Origin of the sequence: Nonomuraea sp. NPDC050404, assembly GCF_040655495.1 — a bacterium.
GTDB lineage: Bacteria > Actinomycetota > Actinomycetes > Streptosporangiales > Streptosporangiaceae > Nonomuraea.
On record NZ_JBFAKB010000006.1, the window covers coordinates 209650 to 230018 of the forward strand.

15 protein-coding genes are annotated in these 20369 nt (G+C 71.7%); 11 read left to right on the forward strand and 4 right to left on the reverse strand.

The window, feature by feature from the left end; all coding sequences use genetic code 11:
- Positions 1 to 122 precede the first annotated feature (122 nt).
- From AB0I81_RS18175 to AB0I81_RS18195, 5 genes are all read left to right on the forward strand, one after another.
- Positions 123 to 2492 (forward strand): proline-rich domain-containing protein, encoded by a 2370-nt coding sequence (locus AB0I81_RS18175; RefSeq protein WP_360657738.1) that lies wholly within the window; start codon positions 123 to 125, stop codon positions 2490 to 2492.
- Between the two features lie 108 nt (positions 2493 to 2600).
- A complete protein-coding gene (locus tag AB0I81_RS18180) occupies positions 2601 to 3758 on the forward strand; it encodes a DUF418 domain-containing protein (protein WP_360657741.1) in 1158 nt (385 codons plus the stop codon).
- Between the two features lie 42 nt (positions 3759 to 3800).
- Positions 3801 to 4433, forward strand: a complete 633-nt coding sequence (locus AB0I81_RS18185) for a GNAT family N-acetyltransferase (RefSeq protein WP_360657744.1) — start codon at positions 3801 to 3803, stop codon at positions 4431 to 4433.
- Positions 4434 to 4590: 157 nt separating this feature from the next.
- Positions 4591 to 5601, forward strand: a complete 1011-nt coding sequence (locus AB0I81_RS18190) for an alpha/beta hydrolase (protein ID WP_360657747.1) — start codon at positions 4591 to 4593, stop codon at positions 5599 to 5601.
- Positions 5594 to 6841: an acyltransferase gene (locus AB0I81_RS18195; RefSeq protein WP_360657750.1), complete on the forward strand. Its 1248-nt coding sequence runs from the start codon at positions 5594 to 5596 to the stop codon at positions 6839 to 6841. Before AB0I81_RS18190 ends, AB0I81_RS18195 begins: the two co-directional genes overlap by 8 nt.
- Here AB0I81_RS18195 and AB0I81_RS18200 read toward each other — a convergent pair.
- From AB0I81_RS18200 to AB0I81_RS18210, 3 genes are all read right to left on the reverse strand, one after another.
- A complete protein-coding gene (locus AB0I81_RS18200; protein WP_360657753.1) occupies positions 6793 to 8193 on the reverse strand; it encodes a xylan 1,4-beta-xylosidase in 1401 nt (466 codons plus the stop codon). The genes AB0I81_RS18195 and AB0I81_RS18200 overlap by 49 nt on opposite strands.
- A 129-nt stretch (positions 8194 to 8322) precedes the next feature.
- A complete protein-coding gene (locus AB0I81_RS18205) occupies positions 8323 to 9075 on the reverse strand; it encodes an SDR family oxidoreductase (protein ID WP_360657756.1) in 753 nt (250 codons plus the stop codon).
- A gap of 30 nt (positions 9076 to 9105) precedes the next feature.
- Entirely contained in the window at positions 9106 to 10125 is a 1020-nt protein-coding gene (locus tag AB0I81_RS18210) for a phosphotransferase family protein (RefSeq protein WP_360657758.1), read from the reverse strand.
- Between the two features lie 156 nt (positions 10126 to 10281).
- Here AB0I81_RS18210 and AB0I81_RS18215 point away from each other — a divergent pair, with 156 nt between their 5' ends.
- Together AB0I81_RS18215 and AB0I81_RS18220 are read left to right on the forward strand one after the other, a co-directional pair.
- Positions 10282 to 11364 (forward strand): GNAT family N-acetyltransferase, encoded by a 1083-nt coding sequence (locus AB0I81_RS18215; RefSeq protein WP_360657761.1) that lies wholly within the window; start codon positions 10282 to 10284, stop codon positions 11362 to 11364.
- The gene (locus AB0I81_RS18220) at positions 11361 to 12479 is read left to right on the forward strand and encodes a DegT/DnrJ/EryC1/StrS family aminotransferase (RefSeq protein ID WP_360657763.1); all 1119 of its coding nucleotides are present in this window, start codon (positions 11361 to 11363) and stop codon (positions 12477 to 12479) included. Before AB0I81_RS18215 ends, AB0I81_RS18220 begins: the two co-directional genes overlap by 4 nt.
- Before the next feature lie 25 nt (positions 12480 to 12504).
- Here AB0I81_RS18220 and AB0I81_RS18225 read toward each other — a convergent pair whose 3' ends face one another.
- Positions 12505 to 13884 carry a PLP-dependent aminotransferase family protein gene (locus AB0I81_RS18225; RefSeq protein WP_360657766.1) on the reverse strand — a complete coding sequence of 460 codons (1380 nt, stop codon included), beginning with the start codon at positions 13882 to 13884 and terminating at the stop codon, positions 12505 to 12507.
- 71 nt (positions 13885 to 13955) lie between these two features.
- Between AB0I81_RS18225 and AB0I81_RS18230 the strand changes: the two genes are divergently transcribed.
- The 4 genes from AB0I81_RS18230 (at position 13956) to AB0I81_RS18245 (ending at position 20340) form a co-directional block, all read left to right on the forward strand.
- Positions 13956 to 14594 (forward strand): pyridoxamine 5'-phosphate oxidase family protein, encoded by a 639-nt coding sequence (locus AB0I81_RS18230; RefSeq protein WP_360657769.1) that lies wholly within the window; start codon positions 13956 to 13958, stop codon positions 14592 to 14594.
- Positions 14595 to 14680: 86 nt separating this feature from the next.
- A complete protein-coding gene (locus tag AB0I81_RS18235) occupies positions 14681 to 17188 on the forward strand; it encodes a protein kinase (RefSeq protein WP_360657772.1) in 2508 nt (835 codons plus the stop codon).
- A gap of 129 nt (positions 17189 to 17317) precedes the next feature.
- Positions 17318 to 18856, forward strand: coding sequence for a protein kinase (locus tag AB0I81_RS18240; RefSeq protein ID WP_360657775.1), 1539 nt, complete (start codon positions 17318 to 17320; stop codon positions 18854 to 18856).
- Between the two features lie 110 nt (positions 18857 to 18966).
- Positions 18967 to 20340 (forward strand): hypothetical protein, encoded by a 1374-nt coding sequence (locus AB0I81_RS18245; protein WP_360657778.1) that lies wholly within the window; start codon positions 18967 to 18969, stop codon positions 20338 to 20340.
- Positions 20341 to 20369 lie beyond the last annotated feature (29 nt).

Genomic DNA, 20369 nt, shown 5'->3' on the forward strand with positions numbered 1-20369 from the left:
CCACGGGCGGCCGGTCCGCAGGCGGCCCGTCCACGGGCGGTCCCTCTACGAGCGGGCCCTCCGCAGGCGGGCCGTCCTCGGGTGGGCCGTCGGCTGGGACTCCGGGGCCTGGAGGGCGGCCGGTGGCTGGGTCTCAGGCGCTGGCGAACCTCGTACAGCCGCCGCCCAACCAGCCCGCGGCGCCTTCAGGGCCGCCGGGGCAGGGGCCCGTCGGGTTGCAGGGGGCGCCGCCGCACGTCGCGCCCGAGCAGGGCGGGCCACGGCAGGCCGTGCACCAGCAGGCGCCGCCCACGCAGGCGCCGCCGCGTGGCGCGCCGGGCAGGGCGCCCGCCGGGCCCCGCACGATGCGGGACAGGGCCCGCGCGCTCATCGCCAGCGCACCGAAGTGGCTGCCGCTGCTGCTGGTCCTAGAGGGCCTGGCCATGTACATCCTCGCCCTCAAGGTCCCCCCGGGCCCGTTCTGGGGTGTGGACCCGGCCGACATCGACGGCCTGGGGCTGATCTCGGCGCTGCCGCCCACGGCGTTCATCGCCATCGTGATCATGATCGTGTCGTTCTTCATCACGGTCACCCAGAGCACCGACCGCAAGTTCCTGCTGCTGTTCCAGATCGCCGCGATCACCTTCGCGCTGCACGGCGCGGGCGCGCTGGTGGCGGAGGAGCCGCGTTTCCCGACCGCGTACATCCATGCCGGTTTCGTGGACTTCATCGGCAGGACCGGCGAGACGGCGATCAACATCGACGCCCGCATGGGCTGGCCGGGCTTCTTCGCGCTGTTCGCGTTCGTGACGAAGGCCGCCGGCATCACCGACATGACGACGATCCTGCAGTGGACGCCGCTCCTGTCGAACCTGCTCTACCTGCTGCCGTTCGTGCTGATCCTGCGCCAGGTCGTGGCCACCACGCGGGCGCGGTGGTTCGCGGCGCTGCTGTTCGTGCTGGTGCAGTGGATCGGCCAGGACTACTTCTCGCCCCAGGGCTTCACCTTCGCCCTGTATCTGGCGTTCGTGGCGATCCTGTTGCGCTGGTTCGGGCGGGTGGAGCCGCGCACCAAGCCCGTGCCGACCAAGGGCCTGCGCAAGCTGATCGGCAGGCTGGACGCGATGACGCCCGGCGAGCTGGCCAACACCGGCACGTTCAGGGCCGACAAGCTGCTCATGCTGATGATGCTGGTGCTGCTGTTCGCGGCGTCGGTGGCCTCGCACCAGATCACGCCGTTCATGATGCTCGGCGTGCTGACGGCGTTCCTGATCTTCAAGCGGACCACGCTGACCTGGGGGCTGCCGTTCTTCCTCGGGCTGATCGTGCTGGCCTGGATCAGCTACATGACGGTGGGCTTCTGGGCCAGCCAGATCGACACGATCTTCGGCGGCCTGGGCAACATCCTGGCCAACCTGCGCAGCAACACCGGCGACCGCATCGAGGGCAGCGACCCCGCGCACGCGCTGGTGCTGCAGGGCCGCCTGGGCATCCTCGCGGTGATCCTGGGCTGCGCGGCGGCGGGGATCTTCCGCCGGCTGCGGCGCGGGGTGTTCGACCGCTCGGCGCTGATCCTGCTGTGCGTGCCGGTGCTGGCGCTGGGGCTGCAGAGCTACGGCGGCGAGATCGGGCTGCGGATCTACATGTTCGCGCTGCCCGGCGCCTGCCTGCTGGCCGCGTACGCGTTCTTCCCGAACCTGCCGTCCGACAGCGCGGACGTGCGCGAGGAGACCGTGCCGCTGCGCAAGCGGAACGTGCGCTTCAACCCCGAGCTGACCAAGAAGATCTCGCTGGTGCTCGCGGCGTGCTTCGCGGTCATGTTCGCCTTCACGTTCCTGCTGGCCAGGTACGGCAACGAGAAGTTCGAGCGGGTCTCCACCGGTGAGGTGGCAGCCCTGCACTACGTCTACGAGCACGACAAGCCCAGCGCGCGGGTGGTCTACCTGGTGCCGAAGGTGGGCGAGGAGGTCACTCCGACGCTGCCGTGGGGCGAGCAGGACATCGAGCGGGTGAGCTTCAACACGCAGGCGCTCGTGCACAAGGACCCCTCGAAGATCGCCGATGTCGTGAACACCATGAAGGGGCAGTCGCGTAACTCGTACCTGATCGTGAGCCGTGGCCAGGTGAGTTATCTGCAGCTCAACCAGGGCTTCCCGGCGGACTGGGGCGAGAAGTTCCGTGCCGCGCTGGACAAGGCGCCCCAGCTGAAGCGGGTCTACTCCAACGACGACGCGGCGCTCTACACCTGGAAGACGTTCGTCAGAGGCACCGAGATCCCGGAACCGAACGAGTACAAGGGACGCGGCGACCCCACCTCCCCGTGGACGCCGGTGGGACTGGGCGCGCTGGGTGTGACATGGGCCGCACTTTTCGGCTACGAAATCATCCGGCTGAACGGTCCGAACCGGGCTCCGAGGGCGCGCAAACGCCTGATGTGGCTGGCGATCCCGGCGTTCGTGGTGGCACTAGCGGTGATCATCGAGCGGTTTATCCATATCGCGCAAAATAACTGAATTCACAGGAAACTCACAGCTTGTGCGGGATGATGTCCTCCGATGAGGACACAGGAGACACATCCCGCCAGGCCGGACACACGCCTCGCTCCCGCGAGGATCGCCTCCGTGGATGCCCTGCGAGGTTTCTCGCTGCTCGGCATCCTCGTCGTCAACATCGCCTTCCTGGCCTCCGGTTACCGGATGGCCGGGATGGCGGAGCCGGCGTTCGACTCGCCCCTGGACTGGGGCGTGCGGTGGGTCGTGACCCTGTTCGCGGAGAACAAGTTCTACCTGCTGTTCTCGTTCCTGTTCGGCTACAGCTTCACGCTGATGGTCGAGTCCGCCAGGCGGCAGGGGCGGCCGTTCGTGCCGATGTTCCTGCGCCGCCTGGCGGGGCTGCTGCTGCTCGGGCTGGCGCACGCCGTGCTGCTGTTCCCCGGGGACATCCTGACCACGTACGCGGCCGTCGGGGTGGCCCTGCTGATCTTCCGGGCGATCCGGCCGAAGACGGCGGTAATGCTGGCCGTGGCGCTGACGCTGCTGCTGGCGCTGGGGTTCGTGCTGCTCGCGGTGCTGGCCATGGCCGGGCTGGACACCTCGCACACGGTGGCGGACGGCTCGGCGGAGGCCGCCGCGTCGAACTCGGCACTCGGCGGGGACATCTTCCAGATCGTCTCCGAGCACCTCAGGAAGTTGTCCCTGATCATCGTGCTGCGGGTGCTCTTCCAGGGGCCGGCCGTGCTGGCCGCGTGCCTGATCGGGCTGGCGGTCGGCAAGCTGGGCGCCATGCGCGACCTGACCTCGTACACGGTGGTGCTGCGCAGGTTGCAGCAGGTCGGGTTCACGGCCGGGCCGGCGGGCGCGCTGGTCTACACGATGTCGGCGTGGAACGGCGTACCGCACAAGTTCTGGGGCGAGGCGGTGGACCTGGTGACGGCTCCGCTGCTGGCGGCGGCGTACGCGGCCACGTTCCTGCGGGTGCTGCCGCACCTGCCACGGCTGGGGCGGGCGCTGGCGGCGCCCGGCCGGATGGCGCTGTCCAACTACCTGGCGCAGTCGCTGATCTGCGCGCTGATCTTCACCGGGTACGGGCTGGCCCTCGTGGACCGGGTCAGCCCGCCGCTGGAGGTGCTGATCGCGCTCGGCATCTTCGCCTTCCAGGTGTTCTACAGCCGGTGGTGGCTCAGGAGGCATCGGTACGGGCCGGTGGAGTGGTTGCTGCGCTTCCTGACGTACTGGCGCAAACCCGCCCGGCGCGGCGGACGGCACACGGCCTCCGCCTAAATGACGTGACCCTGGCGTGACCGGCGGGAACAATGGGCTGGCATGCGCCACTGGCCCGTTTTCGACCTCCGCCTGACCACGCCCCGCCTCGAACTGCGGATCCCCTCCTACGACGACCTCGACGAGCTGGCCGAACGCGCCCTGGAAGGGGTGCACGAGCCCGAGCGGACGCCGTTCGGCGTGCCGTGGACCGACGCGCCCGCCGCCGAGCTGCCGGGCAACGTCGTGCGCTACCACCTCGGGGTCATCGCGGGCTGGCGGGCCGAGGAGTGGTGCTGCAACTTCGCCGTCGTCCACGAGGGCCGGGTGATCGGCATCCAGGACGTCAAGGGAGTCGACTTCGCGATCACCCGCGAGGTGCACACGGGCTCCTGGCTGGGCCGCGCCCACCAGGGCAGGGGGCTGGGCACGGAGATGCGCGCCGCCGTGCTGCACCTGGCCTTCGCGGGGCTGGGGGCGCTGACGGCGGTCTCCAGCGCGTTCCTGGACAACCCGGCCTCGCTGGGCGTCTCGCGCAAGCTCGGCTACCGGCAGAACGGGTTGTCGGTCCACTCGATCCGCGGGCAGCGGGCGCAGCAGCAACAGCTCCGGCTCGACGCGGCGGACTTCACCGCTCCCGTGCCGGTCGAGATCCACGGCCTGAAACCGTGTCTGCCGCACTTCGGGCTGGGCTGAGGGTGATCGGTCGCCTACGGGCCGCTGATGGGCTCACGGGCGTCCACAGGCCCTTGGAGGACGGCCTCGGGTGACCGGCGTAGTACTTCAGAGCTACGTCGCGGATCCACTCCCGGGCGTGACGCCGACGACGGGGTGTGATCCATAAGTTCGGCGCATGCTCTCCCTCCTGCGCCGAAGTCTGCTCGCGGGGCTCGTCTCCGCGTCGGTGGCCGTGCCGCTGTCGGGCTCCGAGGTCCCGGCCCCCGCGCCGGTCCCGCCGCCCGAGGGCCTGACCGAGGCTCGGTACGCCGCCGTCCGCCGGGACATACTCGCGGCCGGGCGGATGGCCGCCGGGCACGGCCAGACGGGCAGGGCCGGCGCGCTGCTGGCGATGGCGGACCCGGCGCGGCGGTTCCTGTCCTTCGACGGCCGTGACGGGGGCCGCAGCGCGGAGGTCTTCGGCGACCTGGCCACGGCCGGGCGGGTGGCCGTGCTGGTGCCCGGCGCCGACACCGGCTTCGAGCGCTACCGGCGGCTCCGCGCCGACGCGCTCGCCCTGCGGCACGAGCTGGGCGAGCGGGTGGCCGTCGTCGCCTGGCTCGGCTACAAGACGCCCCGCACGTTCGAGGCCGCCGTCCTGACCACGGCCCGCGCCGACGGGGCCGTCCCCGGCCTCCAGGCGCTCGTACGCGAGCTTGGGCCCGCCAGGGTGTCCCTCCTGTGCCACTCCTACGGGGCCGTCGTCTGCGGGCGGGCCGCGCCGGGGCTGGGCGGCGTGGCCGGCATCGTCCTGTACGGCGGCGCGGGCACCGGCACGACAGGACCGCTGCGTACGTCCGCCCCGGTCTGGGCCGCCCGTGGCAGTGGCGACTGGATCGCGGCCGTCCCGCACGTGCGGTTCCGGCTCCCCTTCGGCGATCTGGGCCTGGGCCAGGACCCGGTCTCCCCCGGGTCGGGCGCCAGGGTCTTCGCGGCGGGCGACGGCGGGCACAGCGACTACCTGCGACCGGGCTCGCTGTCACTGCGCAACATCGCGGCGATCGTGTCGGGGGCGACGCCCGTGAGCGCGCCGGTGCCGACGCCCGAGAGGGCGGCGGTGTCGGCGCCCGAGGGCGTGCCGGCAGCGGGGTCGCCGCCCTCAGCACGGCGAACATCGGCGCCCGAGGGGGCGGCGCGGCGTGCGTGAGCTGCTCGGACGGATCGACGCGGCCACCCCTCGGACGCGTGACCGGGGCGTGGACGGGCTGCGGGCGCTGGCCATCCTCGGCGTGGTGCTCGGCCACTGGCTGGTGACGGGCCTGGTGGTGGACAGCGGCACGGTGCGCGGCGCCAGCCCGTTGCGGGAGCTCCCCCAGCTCGCCCCGGCGTCCTGGCTGTTCCAGACGCTGGCGGTGTTCTTCCTGGTGGGCGGGATGGTGGCGGCCCGTGCCCCGGGCTCATCGGGGTACTGGGCGTGGCTCGGCGGGCGGATGGCGCGGTTGTTCCGGCCCGTCGCCGTTGTGCTGCTTGTGTGGGCGGTGATCGCGGTGGCGACGCTGGGCGGCGGGGTCGGGGTGGAGAGCGTGCGGACGCTGGGCGGGCTGGTGTGGTCGCCGCTGTGGTTCCTGCTGGTCTTCGCCGTGCTGACGGCGGCGACCCCGCTGGTCGTCAGGCTGCGTCCGGTCTGGCCGGTGGCCGCCGTGGCGCTGGTGGACCTCCTGCGGTACGGCCTGGGCGGGCCCGCCTGGCTCGGCTGGGTGAACGTCCTGGCCGGTTGGCTGGTGCCGTACTGCCTGGGCGTCGCCTGGGGCCGAGCCCGCCGGACGCCCGCCCCGCGTACTGGATGGGCGTTGCTGGTCGGTGGCGGGGCCGCCACCGCCGGGCTGGTGCTCTGGGGTGGTTATCCGGTGGCCATGGTGGGGGTGCCGGGTGCCGCGATCTCCAACCTCGACCCGCCCACGCTCGCCGCCGTCACCTTCGGACTGGCCCAGTGCGGGGCGGCCGTGCTGCTGCTCGGCCCGTTGCGCCGGGTGCTGCGGCGGCCCCTGGCCTGGGCCGCCACGGCCCTGGTCAACCTGCTGGCGATCACGATCTTCCTCTGGCACCAGACCGCCATGATCGCCGTCACCGCCCTCGGCCTGCTCAGCGGCCAGGCCCTGCACGGCCTGCACACCGCGCCGGACACGGCCGGCTGGGTGATGGCCCGGCTGGCCTGGCTGCCGGTGTTCGGGCTGGCGCTGGCGGCGTGTTGCGCGGCCTTCGGCGGCCATGAGCGACGCCGGGTCAGGCGGCCACGAGCGGCGGGCGAAGAGCACCCGCCGCCGGATCAAGCACCCCTGCCGGGTCAAGCACAGCCGCCGGATCAAGCACCCCTGCCGGATCAAGCAACGCCGCCGGATCAAGCACCTCCGCCGGCGCCCCCGCGTCCGGACCACTTGATCTCGTAGGGCTTCAGTGCGACCTCGCGCCCGTCAACGGTGGCCGAGACGTCCTGGTCCGAGGTGTTCACCATGACGACCTGGCTCGCCTGCCCGATCGCCTTCACCTTCGGGTCGGAAGTCCGCACCTCCTGCACCTCGACCCCGGTGGGGAACCACTTGGTGAAGCCGCTGAGCAACCCGGCCATCGGCAGTTCCTCACCGACCTTGGGGGCCCAGAGGCAGCCGTTGCACTCGCCCGGCTCCTTGAGCTGCGGGTTCCAGTAGAGGGCGGTGGTGACCCCGCTCTTGGCGAACTCCATGAGCGCGGTCGCCTGCACGGCGGTGCGCTTGTCCTCGCTCCACCCGGCGTTCTCCGGCTCGACGTACCATTCCGCCCACCACACCGGCAGGTCGCCGCTCTCCTTGCGCAACCAGTTGGTGATCGCGGCGAACTTGGCCTGGGCGGTGAAATCGTTGGGAACGTTCCCCTTGTCCTTGGTCATCGACGCCCCGTCCACGACGATGAAGTCGGCGCCCTTCTTGTTCTCGATCCAGTGCTGGACGGCCTCCAGCGTGCGCGGGTCGATCGTGCCCCACGGGCCGCTCAGCTCCGAGGGCGCGCCGCGCGTGTAGCTGTCGATCGGAATGTACGGCCCGCCGACCTGAATGTCCTTGTTGACCTTCTTCAGTGCCGTATAGACCTTGTTGTACATCTCGGTGTAGCCCTTGGCGTCCCACTGGTTGGTGTCCGGGTTCCAGAAGCCCTTGAACTCGTTCCACACCATGTAGTGCTTGACCGTCGGGTACTGCTTGGCCACCCGCGTGGCCAGCTTGGCGAAGTCGTCGAAGTGCTCCCGCTCGGGGGCGACCGTGTGGTTCTTGTTCCAGTCCGTACGCCCGGCCCGCCCGCCCTTCATCCAGTCGGGCGCGCAGCAGAGCGTGATGACCGGCACCCCGCGCGACGACGTCATCAGCGTCAGCCGCCGGTCCAGGTCACGGAAGTTGTACTCGCCGGGGCTGGGCTCCGGGTTGCCCACGCCCCAGCCCATGATGTGCTGGTTCTGCAGCATGGGGACGCGGCCGAGCATGCCCCTGGCCTTCTCGATGACGTCCTGGGGTTCGTTGTCGGCGCTGAACTGGGTGTGGGTGATGCCCCATCGCGGCCAGTTGTCCAGCGCGGGCGGCTGGCTGAGCTGCGGCGCGGGCTCGCTGGGCACCTTGGTGGCCACGTCGCTGCCGCTGAAACCGCTGCGCTGCTCGGCCCTCATCGCGGCGTACACCATGATGCCCACCACCAGTACGACCGCGAGAACACCTGCTCCAAGTGCGATCGGCCATGGCGATCGTCGGCGCGCGTGTCGGCCGTCGGTCGGAATCACTGAACGCTCCTCTATCCTCGCGAGACGTTAGGGGGGATCACGAACCTACAAGGTTCGCGACGTACAAAGGGCCGGGCAGCCCGCCCGGCCCTATTTACGCTAATCGTCCCGCTTGCAAGCCGCTTGCCGTCAATCTTCGCTCGGCGGCCTCTGACCTCCGGCAGGGCCGGGAACCCCTGCGTACCGGTACGGCACCGGCTGCCGGCCCGGTTGCACGATGAGGAGCGTGCCCGGAGTCTCCGAGTAGAAGGCGGACTCCACGGCGGCGGCCACGTCCTCGGCCGTGAGCAGCGGGAAGCCCGCGTTGACGAACATCTCCCGCGCCTGGGCGACAAGGGGCGTGTCGGTGAAGCCGGGGCAGACCGCGCCGATGCGCACGTTCTGCGCGGCCAGTGGTTCGGCCAGCGCCCTGACCAGGCCCACGACGGCGTGCTTGGTCATCGTGTAGATGGGGTCGCCGGCGTATCCGACGAGCCCGGCCAGCGACGAGGTGACCACGATCGCGCCGCCGCCGGATCGTACGAGCAGCGGCATGCCGGCGCGTACGCCGAAGACGACGCCGTCCATGTTGACCCCGACCACCTGGCGGTAGCGGGTCAGGTCGAAGTCGGCCAGGTTCACTCCCCCGCCGATGCCGGCGTTGAGGTGCATCAGGTCGAGCCGGCCGTACCGCCGCTCGGCCAGCGCGACCGCCTCCAGCGAAGCCTCCTCGGTGCTGACGTCGGCGGCCAGCCACGCCCCGTCCACCTCCTTGGCCAGCCGCTCGACGCCCTCCGCGTCGAGGTCGACGAGGACGCATTTCACGCCACCCGCCGACAGGCGCCGTGCCACGGCGGCCCCGATGCCGCTCGCCGCTCCGGTGATCAGTGCAACAGTGCTCATGGCGCTCCTTGCAGGGGGGTATGGGGGCATTCAGGGCTGGTCGAGCATGCGGTGTGCGCGGGCGATCAGGCTGGGGACGGCCGCGCCGATTCCGTCGAATCCCTCCCCAACGGTCTTGCCTTGGCGGAAGCGGGCGTGGATCCCCTCCAGGATGACCGCCAGCTTGAAGTTTCCGAAAGCCACATAGAAGCCAAGGTCTGAAATATCGCGACCTGACGTCTTGCTGTAGTGGGCGGCGAACTCGCGCACGTTCATGAATCCGGGCGCCGCCGTCACGTCCCCGGACACCGGGAGCTCCTGCCCCTCCTCGCGATCACGCCAGTACGTCAGCGTGAGCCCCAGGTCGGCCAGCGGATCCCCGAGCGTGGACATCTCCCAGTCCACCACGGCCACGATCTCCTGGTCGCCGGGCCGCAGCAGCGTGTTGTCCAGCCGGTAGTCCCCGTGCACCAGCGTGCCCGCCACCTCGGCGGGCAGCCGTTCACGTAGCCGCGCCACCAGCCGGTCGTACTCCGGCAGGTCGGCCGTCTTCGAGCGCTCCCACTGCTGGCACCACCGGTCGAGCTGCCTGGCCAGGTAACCCTCCGGCCGCCCGAAGTCGCCCAGGCCCACCTCGCGGTAGTCCACCGAGTGGATGGCGGCCAGGATCTCGGCCAGCCGCTCCGACAACCGCCGCGTGTGCTCGGGAGCCGGATCGCCGAGTTGCTCCAGGTTCCGTACGGCGACGCCCTCGACGTACCCCATGAGGTAGAACGGCGCGCCGATCACGTCCTCGTCGCCGCAGAAGGCGATCGGCTCGGGCACCGGCACGGGCGTGGGCGCCAGCGCCGAGATGACCCGCCACTCGCGCCGCATGTCGTGGGCGGTGGGCAGCACGTGGCCCAGCGGCGGCCGGCGCAGCACCAGGCGGCCCTCCCCGGCCTCGACCAGGTAGGTCAGGTTCGACCTGCCGCCTGAGATCAGCGAGACGGACGAGGGCTCGCCGGCGTCGGGCACGTTCCTGCCCATCCAGGCGGCCAGACGGGGGTGATCGATGCCAGGTACGGTCATGAACACACACTAGAACGTCACTCGGTCCTGAAGACAGGCTGGGAGTTACGTAACGTTCCGGACCTGCGGCGATGTCACCCCGCGAGATCCAATAACCTGGCGGTACACCCCTGCCCGCCATGCTGGTCGATCTCTGCGTGCCGACGGTTGGAGACAATGCGCATCACTCTCGTCACACCCCGTGAGCTGGGCGAATCGGAGATCAGCCGGTGGCGCGCCCTCCAGGAGGCCGACCAGGCCTTCGACAATCCCTTTTTGTCGCCCGAATTCACCCTGACGGTGGGCGAACTCAGAGATGTCGTACGCGTGGCCGTCCTCTACGACGGCCCGGACATCGTGGGATTCTTTCCCTTCGAGCGATACCCAATGGGCATAGGAAAACCGGTGGCCTCCGGGCTGACGGACGCGCAGGGGCTGGTTCACGCCAAGGGCCTGGACATCGACCCGCTGCGGCTGCTCAAGGACTGCGGGCTGGCGGTGTACGAGTTCGACCATCTGGTCTCCGGCCAGCCGCTGCTGAAGGGCCGTCACGAGAGACACCCCTCCCCCATCATCGACCTACGCCAGGGTTGGGAACGTTACACAGAGACATTGAGGCATAACTCTGGCAAGACGTACAAATCCACCCTGGCCAAGTCGCGCAAGCTCCAGCGCGACTCGGGTTCGATCCGCCACGACTACGCGACCACCGGCCTCGCGCCCCTGCGCACGCTGCTGAGCTGGAAGACCGACCAGTACCGCAGGACCGGCCGCACCGACAGGTTCGCGCACAAGTGGATCGTGGAGCTGGTCGAGCGGCTGCTGGCCACCCAGTCCGACAGCTTCGCCGGGGTGCTGGACATGGTCTACGCCGGTGACCGGCCGATGGCCGGGCATTTCGGGCTGCGCACGCGTACGACGCTGGCCGGCTGGTTCCCCGCCTACGACACCTCCTTCGCCAAGTACTCCCCCGGCCTCATCCACCACCTGGCGATGGCCGAGCGCGCCGCCGAGTCCGGCATCGAGATCATCGACATGGGGCGGGGCCAGAAGGAGTACAAGGACAAGCTCAAGACCGCCGAACTGGAGGTCGCCGAGGGTCGCGTGGCCAGGATCGGCCCGGCGGCGGGCCTGCACTGGGTGATGCGGGTGCCGGTACGCAAGACTCGCGCCACGGTTATGGCCAGTCCGTTGTTGCTCAAAACGGCCGACAAGACCTTGAAAACCTACGGAAGACTGCGTACCGTCCTACAACGGTGAAGTACATCGCAGAGCGCACGGGCCGTCACTGCCTGTCGCTGCCGTCCAATCGGCTGGGCCTCTATCTGGCCTTACGCCATTGGTGCCTGCCCGGCCAGCGCCTGCTGATGTCGCCCATCTCCGCCGACGAGATCCTCTTCCTCGTGCTGGCGGCCGGCCTGCGCCCGGTGATCGCGCCGCTGTCGCCGCGCGACGGCAACATCGACGTCTCCCGGGTGGACCTCGACGCGGTGGACGCCGTACTGACGACCAACCTGTACGGCCTGCCCGACGACGCCCCCGCCTTCGCGGGCAAGATCCTGATCGAGGACGTGGCGCACGCGCTGGAGAGCGACCTCGGCGGGCGCCCGCTGGGGACGTTCGGCCAGGCCGGGGTCTTCAGCCTGTCCAAACATCCGGGGGCGGGCTCGGGCGGCGTGCTGGCCGTCGAGCGCGAGTCCGATCTCCGGGCGCTGGCCTACGCCCGCGACGCCCTGCTGACGCGCGGCTCCATGCTTGCCGACCTGTGGAGCGTGGTCACCCCCATGGCCCGCCGGACGGCGCTCGGGCTCAACCGGGTACGCCCCGCCCTCGTCCTGTCCCGCCTGCTCGGCCTGCAGGAGGAGCGCCAGGGCTTCCGCATCGCGCTGCGCGAGCGGGAGTTGCGGCGCGCGCTCAAGCGGGTGCCCGCGCTGCCGCCCCTGGATCCCTGGGTCCGTGCCGACCTGCACGACTACCGCGCCCGGCGGGGCCCAGTGGTCCGCTGGTACCAGGCCAGGCGGCTGGCCGAGGTGCCGCGCGAGCGGGCGCGCAGGGTCGCGGGCGTGCGGCTGCTGGCCGGGTTGCCCACGGTCGCGCCCGCCGTGCGCGACGACCTCGACCGGCCGCTGTTCCGGGTGCCGCTGCTGGTGCGCGACAGGGACGCGGCCGTCGCCGAGTTGGAGCGGCACGGGGTGTCCACCGGCTACCTGTACGACCCGCCGTACGACGACTACGCCCCGGCCTTCACCGAGCGCTCCCCCCATCCCGGGCCCGCGCGCTGGTGGGCCCGGCACGTGCTGCCGGTGGATCCGATGTACGCCGAACGTTCCCTGCCGGTCCTGCACCGCCTGGAGCGCCCGGCCGACAGCCCTTGACCCCGGAGCTCCCGGCCGACAGCCCTTAGGAGCGGCATTCGCGGATGAGGCCGGCCAGGACGCGGCAGCCGCGCCGGACGTCGGCGAGCGAGGCGGAGCCGTACCCGATCACCAGGCCGTGCAGGCGCGGGCCGCCGTGGTGGTGGCGATGGGTGGAGTCGAGCAGGACGCCGCGCTCGGCGGCGCGCCCGACCACGCCCGGCACCACGGCCTCGGGCAGCTCGGCCAGCACGTGCAACCCGGCCGTGTCACCGTGCAGGCGGCAGACGGGGCCGAGGAGCTCGACGATGGCGGCGCGGCGGCGCGCGTACTCCAGGCGCATCCTGCGCAGGTGCCGGTCGAGGTCGCCGCACTCCAGCATGGTGGCCACGGCCTGCTGCACGGGCCCGCTGGTACGGTCGGCCACCTCGTCGCGCAGCCCGGCGATCCTGGCCAGCAGCTCGGGCGCGCCGACCAGCCAGCCCACGCCCACGTCGGGGGCCAGGATCTTGGACAGCGTGCCGAGCAGCACCACCCGGGAGGGGTCGAGGCCGTAGAGCGCGGGCAGCGGGGCCACGTCGTAGCGGAACTCCGCGTCGTAGTCGTCCTCGACGATCGTCGCGCCCGTGCTCCGCGCCCAGGCCAGCAGCCGCTCCCTGCGCGGGATCGGCAACCGTCCGCCGAGCGGGAACTGGTGGGCCGGCGTGGTGTAGAGCAGGCGCAGGTCGCCGGGGAGCCCGTCCACGATCACGCCGTCCTCGTCCACCGGGCAGGGCACCACCTCCGCGCCCCGCGCCGCGAAGACGTTGCGGGCCACGCGGTATCCCGGGTCCTCCACGCCCGCCCTGTCGCCGGGCGCGAGCAGGGCCAGCGCGCACAGGTCGATCCCGTTGCCGGTGCCCCTGGTGACCAGGACGTTCTCCGGGCCGACGGCCATGCCCCTGGCGCGGCGGAGATGCTCGGCGAGCTGCTCGCGCAGGCGCGGCAGCCCGTACGGGTCGGGCGAGTCGCCGGGCTCCAGGTCGGCGGCCCTGCGCCAGGCCCGCTTCCAGGCGGCCCTGTCGTAGTCGCGCACCCAGGGCCTGCCGGAGGTGAGGTCCACGGAGTCGGCCGGGGGCGGCGGCGGTGCGGGCACGTACGTGCTCCTGCCCGGCGGCCTGGGCGCCTGCTCCATGTCGGCCACGAACGTGCCGGAGCCGTGCCGCCCGTCCAGCCAGCCCTCCGCGTAGAGCTGCTGGTACGCCTCCGTCACCACGGTCCTGCTCACCGCGAGCTGGGCGGCCAGGGCCCGCGTGGAGGGCAGCCGCTCCCCGGGGGCCAGCGTGCCGTCCAGCATGGCGCGGCGCAGCCAGCCGGCGAGTTGCGCGGTGAGCGGGTCGGCCGAGTCTCGTGATAGGGATACCGGCAGGTCAACGTGGGTGCGCACGAAAGTGGTCTCTGTGAAGGGCTCGATAGTGGCCCTACAGGATAGGTCCACTTCGCCAGTACGGTCGAATCATGCTCTCCACCACACCGCGTACGACGCTGGGCCGCTCCAAGGAGCGCGGCAGCACCGACAGGAACGATCTGCACGAGGTGCTCGACAACGGCCTGATCTGCCACCTGGGCGTGGTCGTGAACGGCTGTCCCATGGTCGTGCCCACCGGTTACGGACGCATCGGCGAGACCCTCTACCTGCACGGCTCCACCGGCGCCCGGTCGTTGCGCGCGGGCGAGGACACGGAGGTCTGCGTCACGGTCACGCACCTGGACGGCATCGTGCTGGCCAGGTCGGTCTTCCACCACTCGGTCAACTACCGCTCGGCGATCATCTACGGCCGAGCCCGCCTGGTGACGGACCGGGACGAGCGCCTGGCGGGGCTGCGGGCCCTGACCGAGCAGCTCGCGCCCGGCCAGTGGGACTACGCCCGGCAGCCCTCGCGCAAGGAGCTGGCCGCCACGTCCGTGCTGGCGCTCTCGCTGGAGGAGGCGTCGGTCAAGATCCGGCGCGGGGGGCCCAAGGACGACGACGAGGATTACGAGATGCCGGTGTGGGCCGGGGTGCTTCCCCTGGTCACGACGTGGGGCGAACCCGAGCCCGATTCGGTGCTCCCAGAAGGTATCGAAACACCGGTTCACATCCTCCGTCGGGAGTAGTTCCATAAATCCGGAACCACCTGGCAAACCAGTCTCCTTGATCGCACGTCTCATCAGGTGGACCGGCTCCTGATGGGAGAGGGCAGATGGAGTGGAGCGCTCCCGGTTATACGGAAATAAGGCAGCTCGGGGCGGGTGCGAGCGGGCGCGTCGCACTCGCGGTGCACGACGAGACCGGACTCAAAGTCGCGATCAAATACCTGTCCGAGGAGTTGTTACGCGACCCCTCCTCGCTGGCCAGGTTCCAGTCGGAGGCGCGGCTGCTGACCACGCTGCGCGATCCGAACATCGCCACGATCTGGGAGTACGTCCAGGACGTGAGCGGCGCGGCCATCGTGATGGAGCTGGTCAACGGCGTCTCGCTGCGCGCGCTGCTGCGTGAGAACGGGGCCACCGAGCCCGAGGCGGCGCTGGTCGTGCTGAAGGGCTCGTTGCTCGGCCTGGCCAGGGCGCACGCCCTGGGGCTGGTGCACCGGGACTACAAGCCGGAGAACGTGATCGTACGGGACGACGGGATCAGCAAGCTCGTCGACTTCGGCATCGCGGTACGGCAGGGCACCGCCGCCCGCCCCGAGGGCACGCCCGCCTACATGGCGCCCGAGTTGTGGGAGGGGCGGCCGACCTCGCCCGCGACCGACGTGTACGCGGCCACGGCCGTCTTCTTCGAATGCCTGACCGGGCATCGGCCCTACCGTTCCACCGAGCCGAGCGTCCTGGGCTACCAGCACGTGCACGCGCCCGTGCCGTTCCTGGACGCGCCGGAGCCGCTGCGCGAGCTGGTGCGGCGCGGGCTGCACAAGGACGCGGAGCGGCGGCCGGCCGGGGCTCTGGAGTTCGTCGCGGAGCTGGAGGCCACGGCCAGGGCGGCGTACGGGGAGGACTGGGAGGAGCGGGGCAGGCGGCGGCTGGCCGCGCTCATCCTGCTGTTCGGCCTGCTGCTGCCGACGCCGCCGGCGGCGACCCCCGAGGCGGGCACGTCGCTGGCCAGGACCGTCTTCCGCGACGTGGGCGGCGGCATGCGGCGCGCCCGCCACGGCGTGCGGCGGGCTCTGAGCACGAACGCCCGGCGCCTGGCGCTGGGCGGCGCGGTGAGCGCGGCGGCGGCCGTGGCGGTGGTGGTCGTGCTGGCCGGCAGGCAGCCGCCCGAGCAGCCGGTCGGCGCGGCGGCGGTAGTGCCGCCGAGTTCGATCGCCACGGCGCCGGTCGCCGGTCCCGCGACCACCGAGGAGACTGAGTTACCCGTCTCGGAGGACGAACCGGACACGGACACCGCGCCGGACCCGGACTCGGAGGCGGGGCCCGAGATCCCGCAGGTCGTGCCGCAACCACCGCCGGAGGCGGACCCGCAGGGGAACGACGACCCCCAGGACAATGACGGCCCTCAGGGTAACGACGATCCGCAGGACAACGACGGCCCTCAGGGTAACGACGACCCGCAGGAGGGTGACGACCCGGCGGAAGGCGACGACCCGCAGGACGAGGAGCCCGCACCGGCCACCAGCACCGCGACCACCCGGCCGCCCGGCACTCCGCCGACGCGGCCGGACCCGGAGGAGCCGCCGGCCACCTCCGTGCTCGGGGTGAGCGTGGGCAGCATCTCGATCAACGACGACGGGGTCGCCAGCAGCACGATCACCCTGCGTACCAGCGGCATCGGCGCCGTCACCGCCACCGCGGCCTGGAGCGCCACCGGCGAGGACGGCAGGACCCAGCGCGTGAGCCTGAGCGGCGCCCGCTCCTACACCCGCACGCTGAGCTGGTCCATGGGCGAGCGCCCGTGCGGCAGGACGGTCACGCTGACCGTCACCACCTCCCCGGCGGCCACCGGCGGCGCGAGGTCCGCCTCGCTGGCCGTGCCGGCCTGCCCGACCAGGGTGAACTCGCTGAACGTCAGCCTCTCCATGCCGGCCGCGCCCGCCAGGACCGCCAGCGCCGGGCTGCGGCTGGCCGCCAGCGGCACCGGGGACATCCCGGTCCAGGTGCGGTTCGCGGTCAACGGCGACACGGTCGCCACCCGTACCGCGACCCTGTCGGGACGCACCTCCTACTCGCGGGCCTTCACCCACGCCTTCAGGTCCCGCCCCTGCGGCTCGACGCTGTCGGTGCACGTGACCGCGGGCGGCAGGACCGACTCCGCGCGTACGTCCGTGCCCTGCCCGCCGCGCGTGTTGCGGGTGTCGATCGGCGCGGTCGGCACGCAGGGCGGGCTCAGCGCGCCGGTCAGCGTGCGGACGGGCAGCACCCAGGCGGTGGAGCTGACCGTCAGGCTCTCGGCGGGCGAGGCGGGGACCACGCGGACGGTCACCCTGTCCGGCAGCACCTCCTACAGCAGGACCTTCTCGCTGGAGACGAAGCTGCCCTGTGGCACGAAGTGGTCCGTGACGGCCTCCACCTCTCCGGCGGCGGCCGGCGGCAGCGCCTCACGCAGCGGCTCGACGCGCGCGTGCCCGACCGATCCGCCCAAGGAGACGGACCCTCCCAAGGAGACCGACCCTCCCAAGGAGACCGACCCTCCCAAGGAGCCGACCAGGGAGCCGAGCAAGGAGCCGCCCAGGGAGACCGAGCCCTCCGCTCCATCTGACACTATTGAGTGACATTTTCCGACATGTCTGCGTATTGGTAGCGAAGAAGCGGTTACTTCTGGTTAAGCTACCGTCCTGTTTAGTGAGGGCGGGCCTGTTGAGTGAGGGCGGGGGCCCAAGCAACTCCAGAGGAGACCGTTTATGTACGGTGATGGGCCGTGGGGGGTCCCCGGCTACACCGAGGTCCGCCAACTGGGCTCGGGCGCGGCCGGCCGGGTGGTCCTGGCCATGCGTCAGTACGACGGCGCCGAGGTGGCCATCAAGTATCTCAGTGACGAGCTGAGAGCCGACGTCGGGTTCGTGGCCAGGTTCCGGCATGAGGCCCGGCTGCTGGCCACGCTGCAGAGCGCGTACCACGCCCGGTTGTTCGACTACGTCGAGACCGGGCAGGGCGCGGCCGTCATCATGGAGCTGGTCAACGGCGTGCCGTTGCGCCAGCTCCTGCACGCCGAGGGGCCCACGGGCCCCGAGGCGGCGCTGGTCGTGCTCAAGGGCTCGCTGCTCGGCCTGGCCTCGGCGCACGCGATCGGCGTCGTGCACCGCGACTTCAAGCCCGAGAACGTCATGGTGCGCGGCGACGGCACCAGCAAGCTGGTGGACTTCGGCATCGCGGTCCGGGTCGGGGATGACGCCGCCGTCGCCGGCACGCCGCCGTACATGGCGCCCGAGCAGTGGGCGGGCGCGCCGGCCGGTCCCGCGACCGACGTCTACGCGGCGGCGGTCGTGTTCTTCGAGTGCCTGGCGGGCATGCGCCCCTATCGCGCCCCCAACCTCGCGGCGCTGGCCCGGCAGCACCAGAGCATGCCCCCGCCGGTCGAAGAGGTGCCCGAGCAGCTGCGCGGCCTGGTCGAGCGCGGCCTGGCCAAGGACCCGGGCGCGCGCCCGCCGTCGGCGCAGGCGTTCCTGACCGAGCTGGAGGCGGTCGCGGCCCAGGAGTACGGCCCCGAGTGGGAGCAGCGCGGTCGCCACCGCCTGGCCGCGCTGGCGGGCAAGTTCGTGGTGCTCGCGCCGCCACCGCCCGACGAGCCGGCCGAGGCGCAGACCGTGGTCACCGAGACCGGCCTGCGCCCGCCCGGCCGCGCCGTGCGGCTCGGCACCAAGGTCACCGCCGCTGCCGTCGGCGTCCTCGCGCTGGTCGCCGCGGTGGTGGTCATCCTCAGCTCGGGCGCCACGCAGCAGGTGCTGCAGGCGGAGACCACCGAGGTCACGCCCACGCCCCCCACGACCTCCGCCGCGCCCGTACCGGAGGAGACGATCGAGGAGCCGCTGCCCACCCTGGAGGAGGAGCCCACTCAGGAGCCCACCCCGACGGAGACGACCACCTCCGCGCCGCCTCCCGCCGCGCCGACGACCGCGCGTCCGACCAGGAGGGCCACACCCACCCCGACACGCGCGCCGCTTCGGACCAGGCAGCCGGTCCCGACCAGGACCGCCACGCCGACGGAGTCCGAAGACGACGATTCGGGGCTGGGCGGCGACACGGACGATCCGATCGGGCAGGAGCCCGACGCGCCGCCCTCGTCTCCGACCGAGGTCCCGACGCGTACGGAAGTCCCCACCGATCCGCCCACCGAGCCGTCCAACCCCCCGTCCACCGGGTCCTCCCCGACCGGGGGCGGAGAGACGGGGCCGACCGTACCGCCCCAGGACCCCCCGGGGAGCGGGACGCCGTCGCACTGATCGCCCTCTAACTGGTGACGACAGGCGCTCCACCGGTCACACTTGTGGTGAAGCGCCGAATGGCGGGGCGCCACAGAAGGAAGCGCTAACCACGCCGGGGGGCAACGGCGATGACCAACCCTTCACCAGACATCGCCGGGTTCCGGCTCACCGAGCACACCTGGATGACCGAACTCGGCAACTGGATCGATGCCATCTCGCCGGATGGCCGCAGGGCGGGCGCGCTGCTGTTCGATCCCGGGCTCATCGGCCTGCCCGGCGTGCGCGAGCGTGTCGTCCAGGCCGTCATGACCGACCAGCGGCTGGTGCTGGCCGGGCTGACCGGCCTGATCCCGGTGGCGGACGTGGTCGCGGCCGGTGAGCAGGTGTGGCTGCTCACCGCGCAGGCGGTCAGCCCCACGCTGGCGGGCGTGCTCGGCGGCGGGCCCATCGATCCGGGCGGGGCGGCGTCCGTGCTGGTGGAGACCGCTCAGACGTTGCTCGCGCTGCACGCGGCGGGGGTCACGCACGGCTCGGTGCATCCGGGCACGGTGGTGGTCACCGCCGAGGGCGTCTCGCTGCTGTCGGAACGCGGGTTATCCGACGCCATCCGCGGCGAGATCTCCCCGCGCGAGCGGGACGCGGCGGGCTGGGCCGCACTGGCGCGCGGCCTGGCCGCCTCATGCGGGAGTGGCTCCCCCCAGGCGGTGGAGTTGTTCGGGCGGGCCGCGGCCACCGCCGGCACGCTCGGCCTGGGCACCGCGCGCGACCTGCTGGTCAACGAGCGGCGGCTGCTGCCGGGCGGCAGGATCAGCAGGGACGGGCTGGCCCTGGCGGCGCGCGGGAGGTCGGCGTTCGCGCAGTCCTCGCCGTTCGGGCGCGGCCCGGCCGTGACGCCGCCACGGGACGAGGGCGACATCGTCACCCTCCTGCGCGTGCCCGCCCGCTCGGCGGGGCCGCTGCACTTCGGGCCCGGGGTCGGCACGCAGGAGCCCGGCCCGCAGGAGCAGTCCGCGACGCCGGCCGAGCGGATCTGGCGGGCCGGGCGCGACGGCTCCTCCACCACGCACCGGCCCGGAAAACGGCCCGGCAGGGCGGTACGGGCCAGGCGGCGGCGTACGGTGCTGGCCGGCGTCGTCTTCGCGGTGATCATGGCGGGGGCGATCCTGGCCTGGTTCAGGCTGGGCAGCGAGCCGGCGCTGGCGATCGAGTCGGTCAACGTGGTGGCGCCGAAGAAGACCCAGGGCTGCGGCAGCGCGGTCCAGGTCACCGCGACCGTCGTCACCAACGGGTCGGCCGGCGAGATCGCCTACGAGTGGCGCAAGAACACCGACAAGGAAGTCGTCAGGGGGACGCTGCGCACGAAGTCCGACCAGACCTCGTACACGGTGCCGCTGCGCTGGACGCTGCAGGGCAGGAGCAACGTCAAGGCCACCGCCACGCTGCGGATCACCGCGCCGGCGCCGGCGATCACCGACAAGGCGAGCTTCACCTACAAGTGCTGATCCAACTGTTGATCACCTTCCGGCAATGC

Coding starts and splice junctions, on each gene's coding strand:
- AB0I81_RS18185 (WP_360657744.1), top strand. CDS start 3,801: ATGCGCCACTGGCCCGTTTTCGACCTCCGCCTGACCACGCCCCGCCTC.
- AB0I81_RS18190 (WP_360657747.1), top strand. CDS start 4,591: ATGCTCTCCCTCCTGCGCCGAAGTCTGCTCGCGGGGCTCGTCTCCGCG.
- AB0I81_RS18205 (WP_360657756.1), bottom strand. CDS start 9,075: ATGAGCACTGTTGCACTGATCACCGGAGCGGCGAGCGGCATCGGGGCC.
- AB0I81_RS18210 (WP_360657758.1), bottom strand. CDS start 10,125: ATGACCGTACCTGGCATCGATCACCCCCGTCTGGCCGCCTGGATGGGC.
- AB0I81_RS18215 (WP_360657761.1), top strand. CDS start 10,282: ATGCGCATCACTCTCGTCACACCCCGTGAGCTGGGCGAATCGGAGATC.
- AB0I81_RS18230 (WP_360657769.1), top strand. CDS start 13,956: ATGCTCTCCACCACACCGCGTACGACGCTGGGCCGCTCCAAGGAGCGC.
- AB0I81_RS18235 (WP_360657772.1), top strand. CDS start 14,681: ATGGAGTGGAGCGCTCCCGGTTATACGGAAATAAGGCAGCTCGGGGCG.
- AB0I81_RS18240 (WP_360657775.1), top strand. CDS start 17,318: ATGTACGGTGATGGGCCGTGGGGGGTCCCCGGCTACACCGAGGTCCGC.
- AB0I81_RS18245 (WP_360657778.1), top strand. CDS start 18,967: ATGACCAACCCTTCACCAGACATCGCCGGGTTCCGGCTCACCGAGCAC.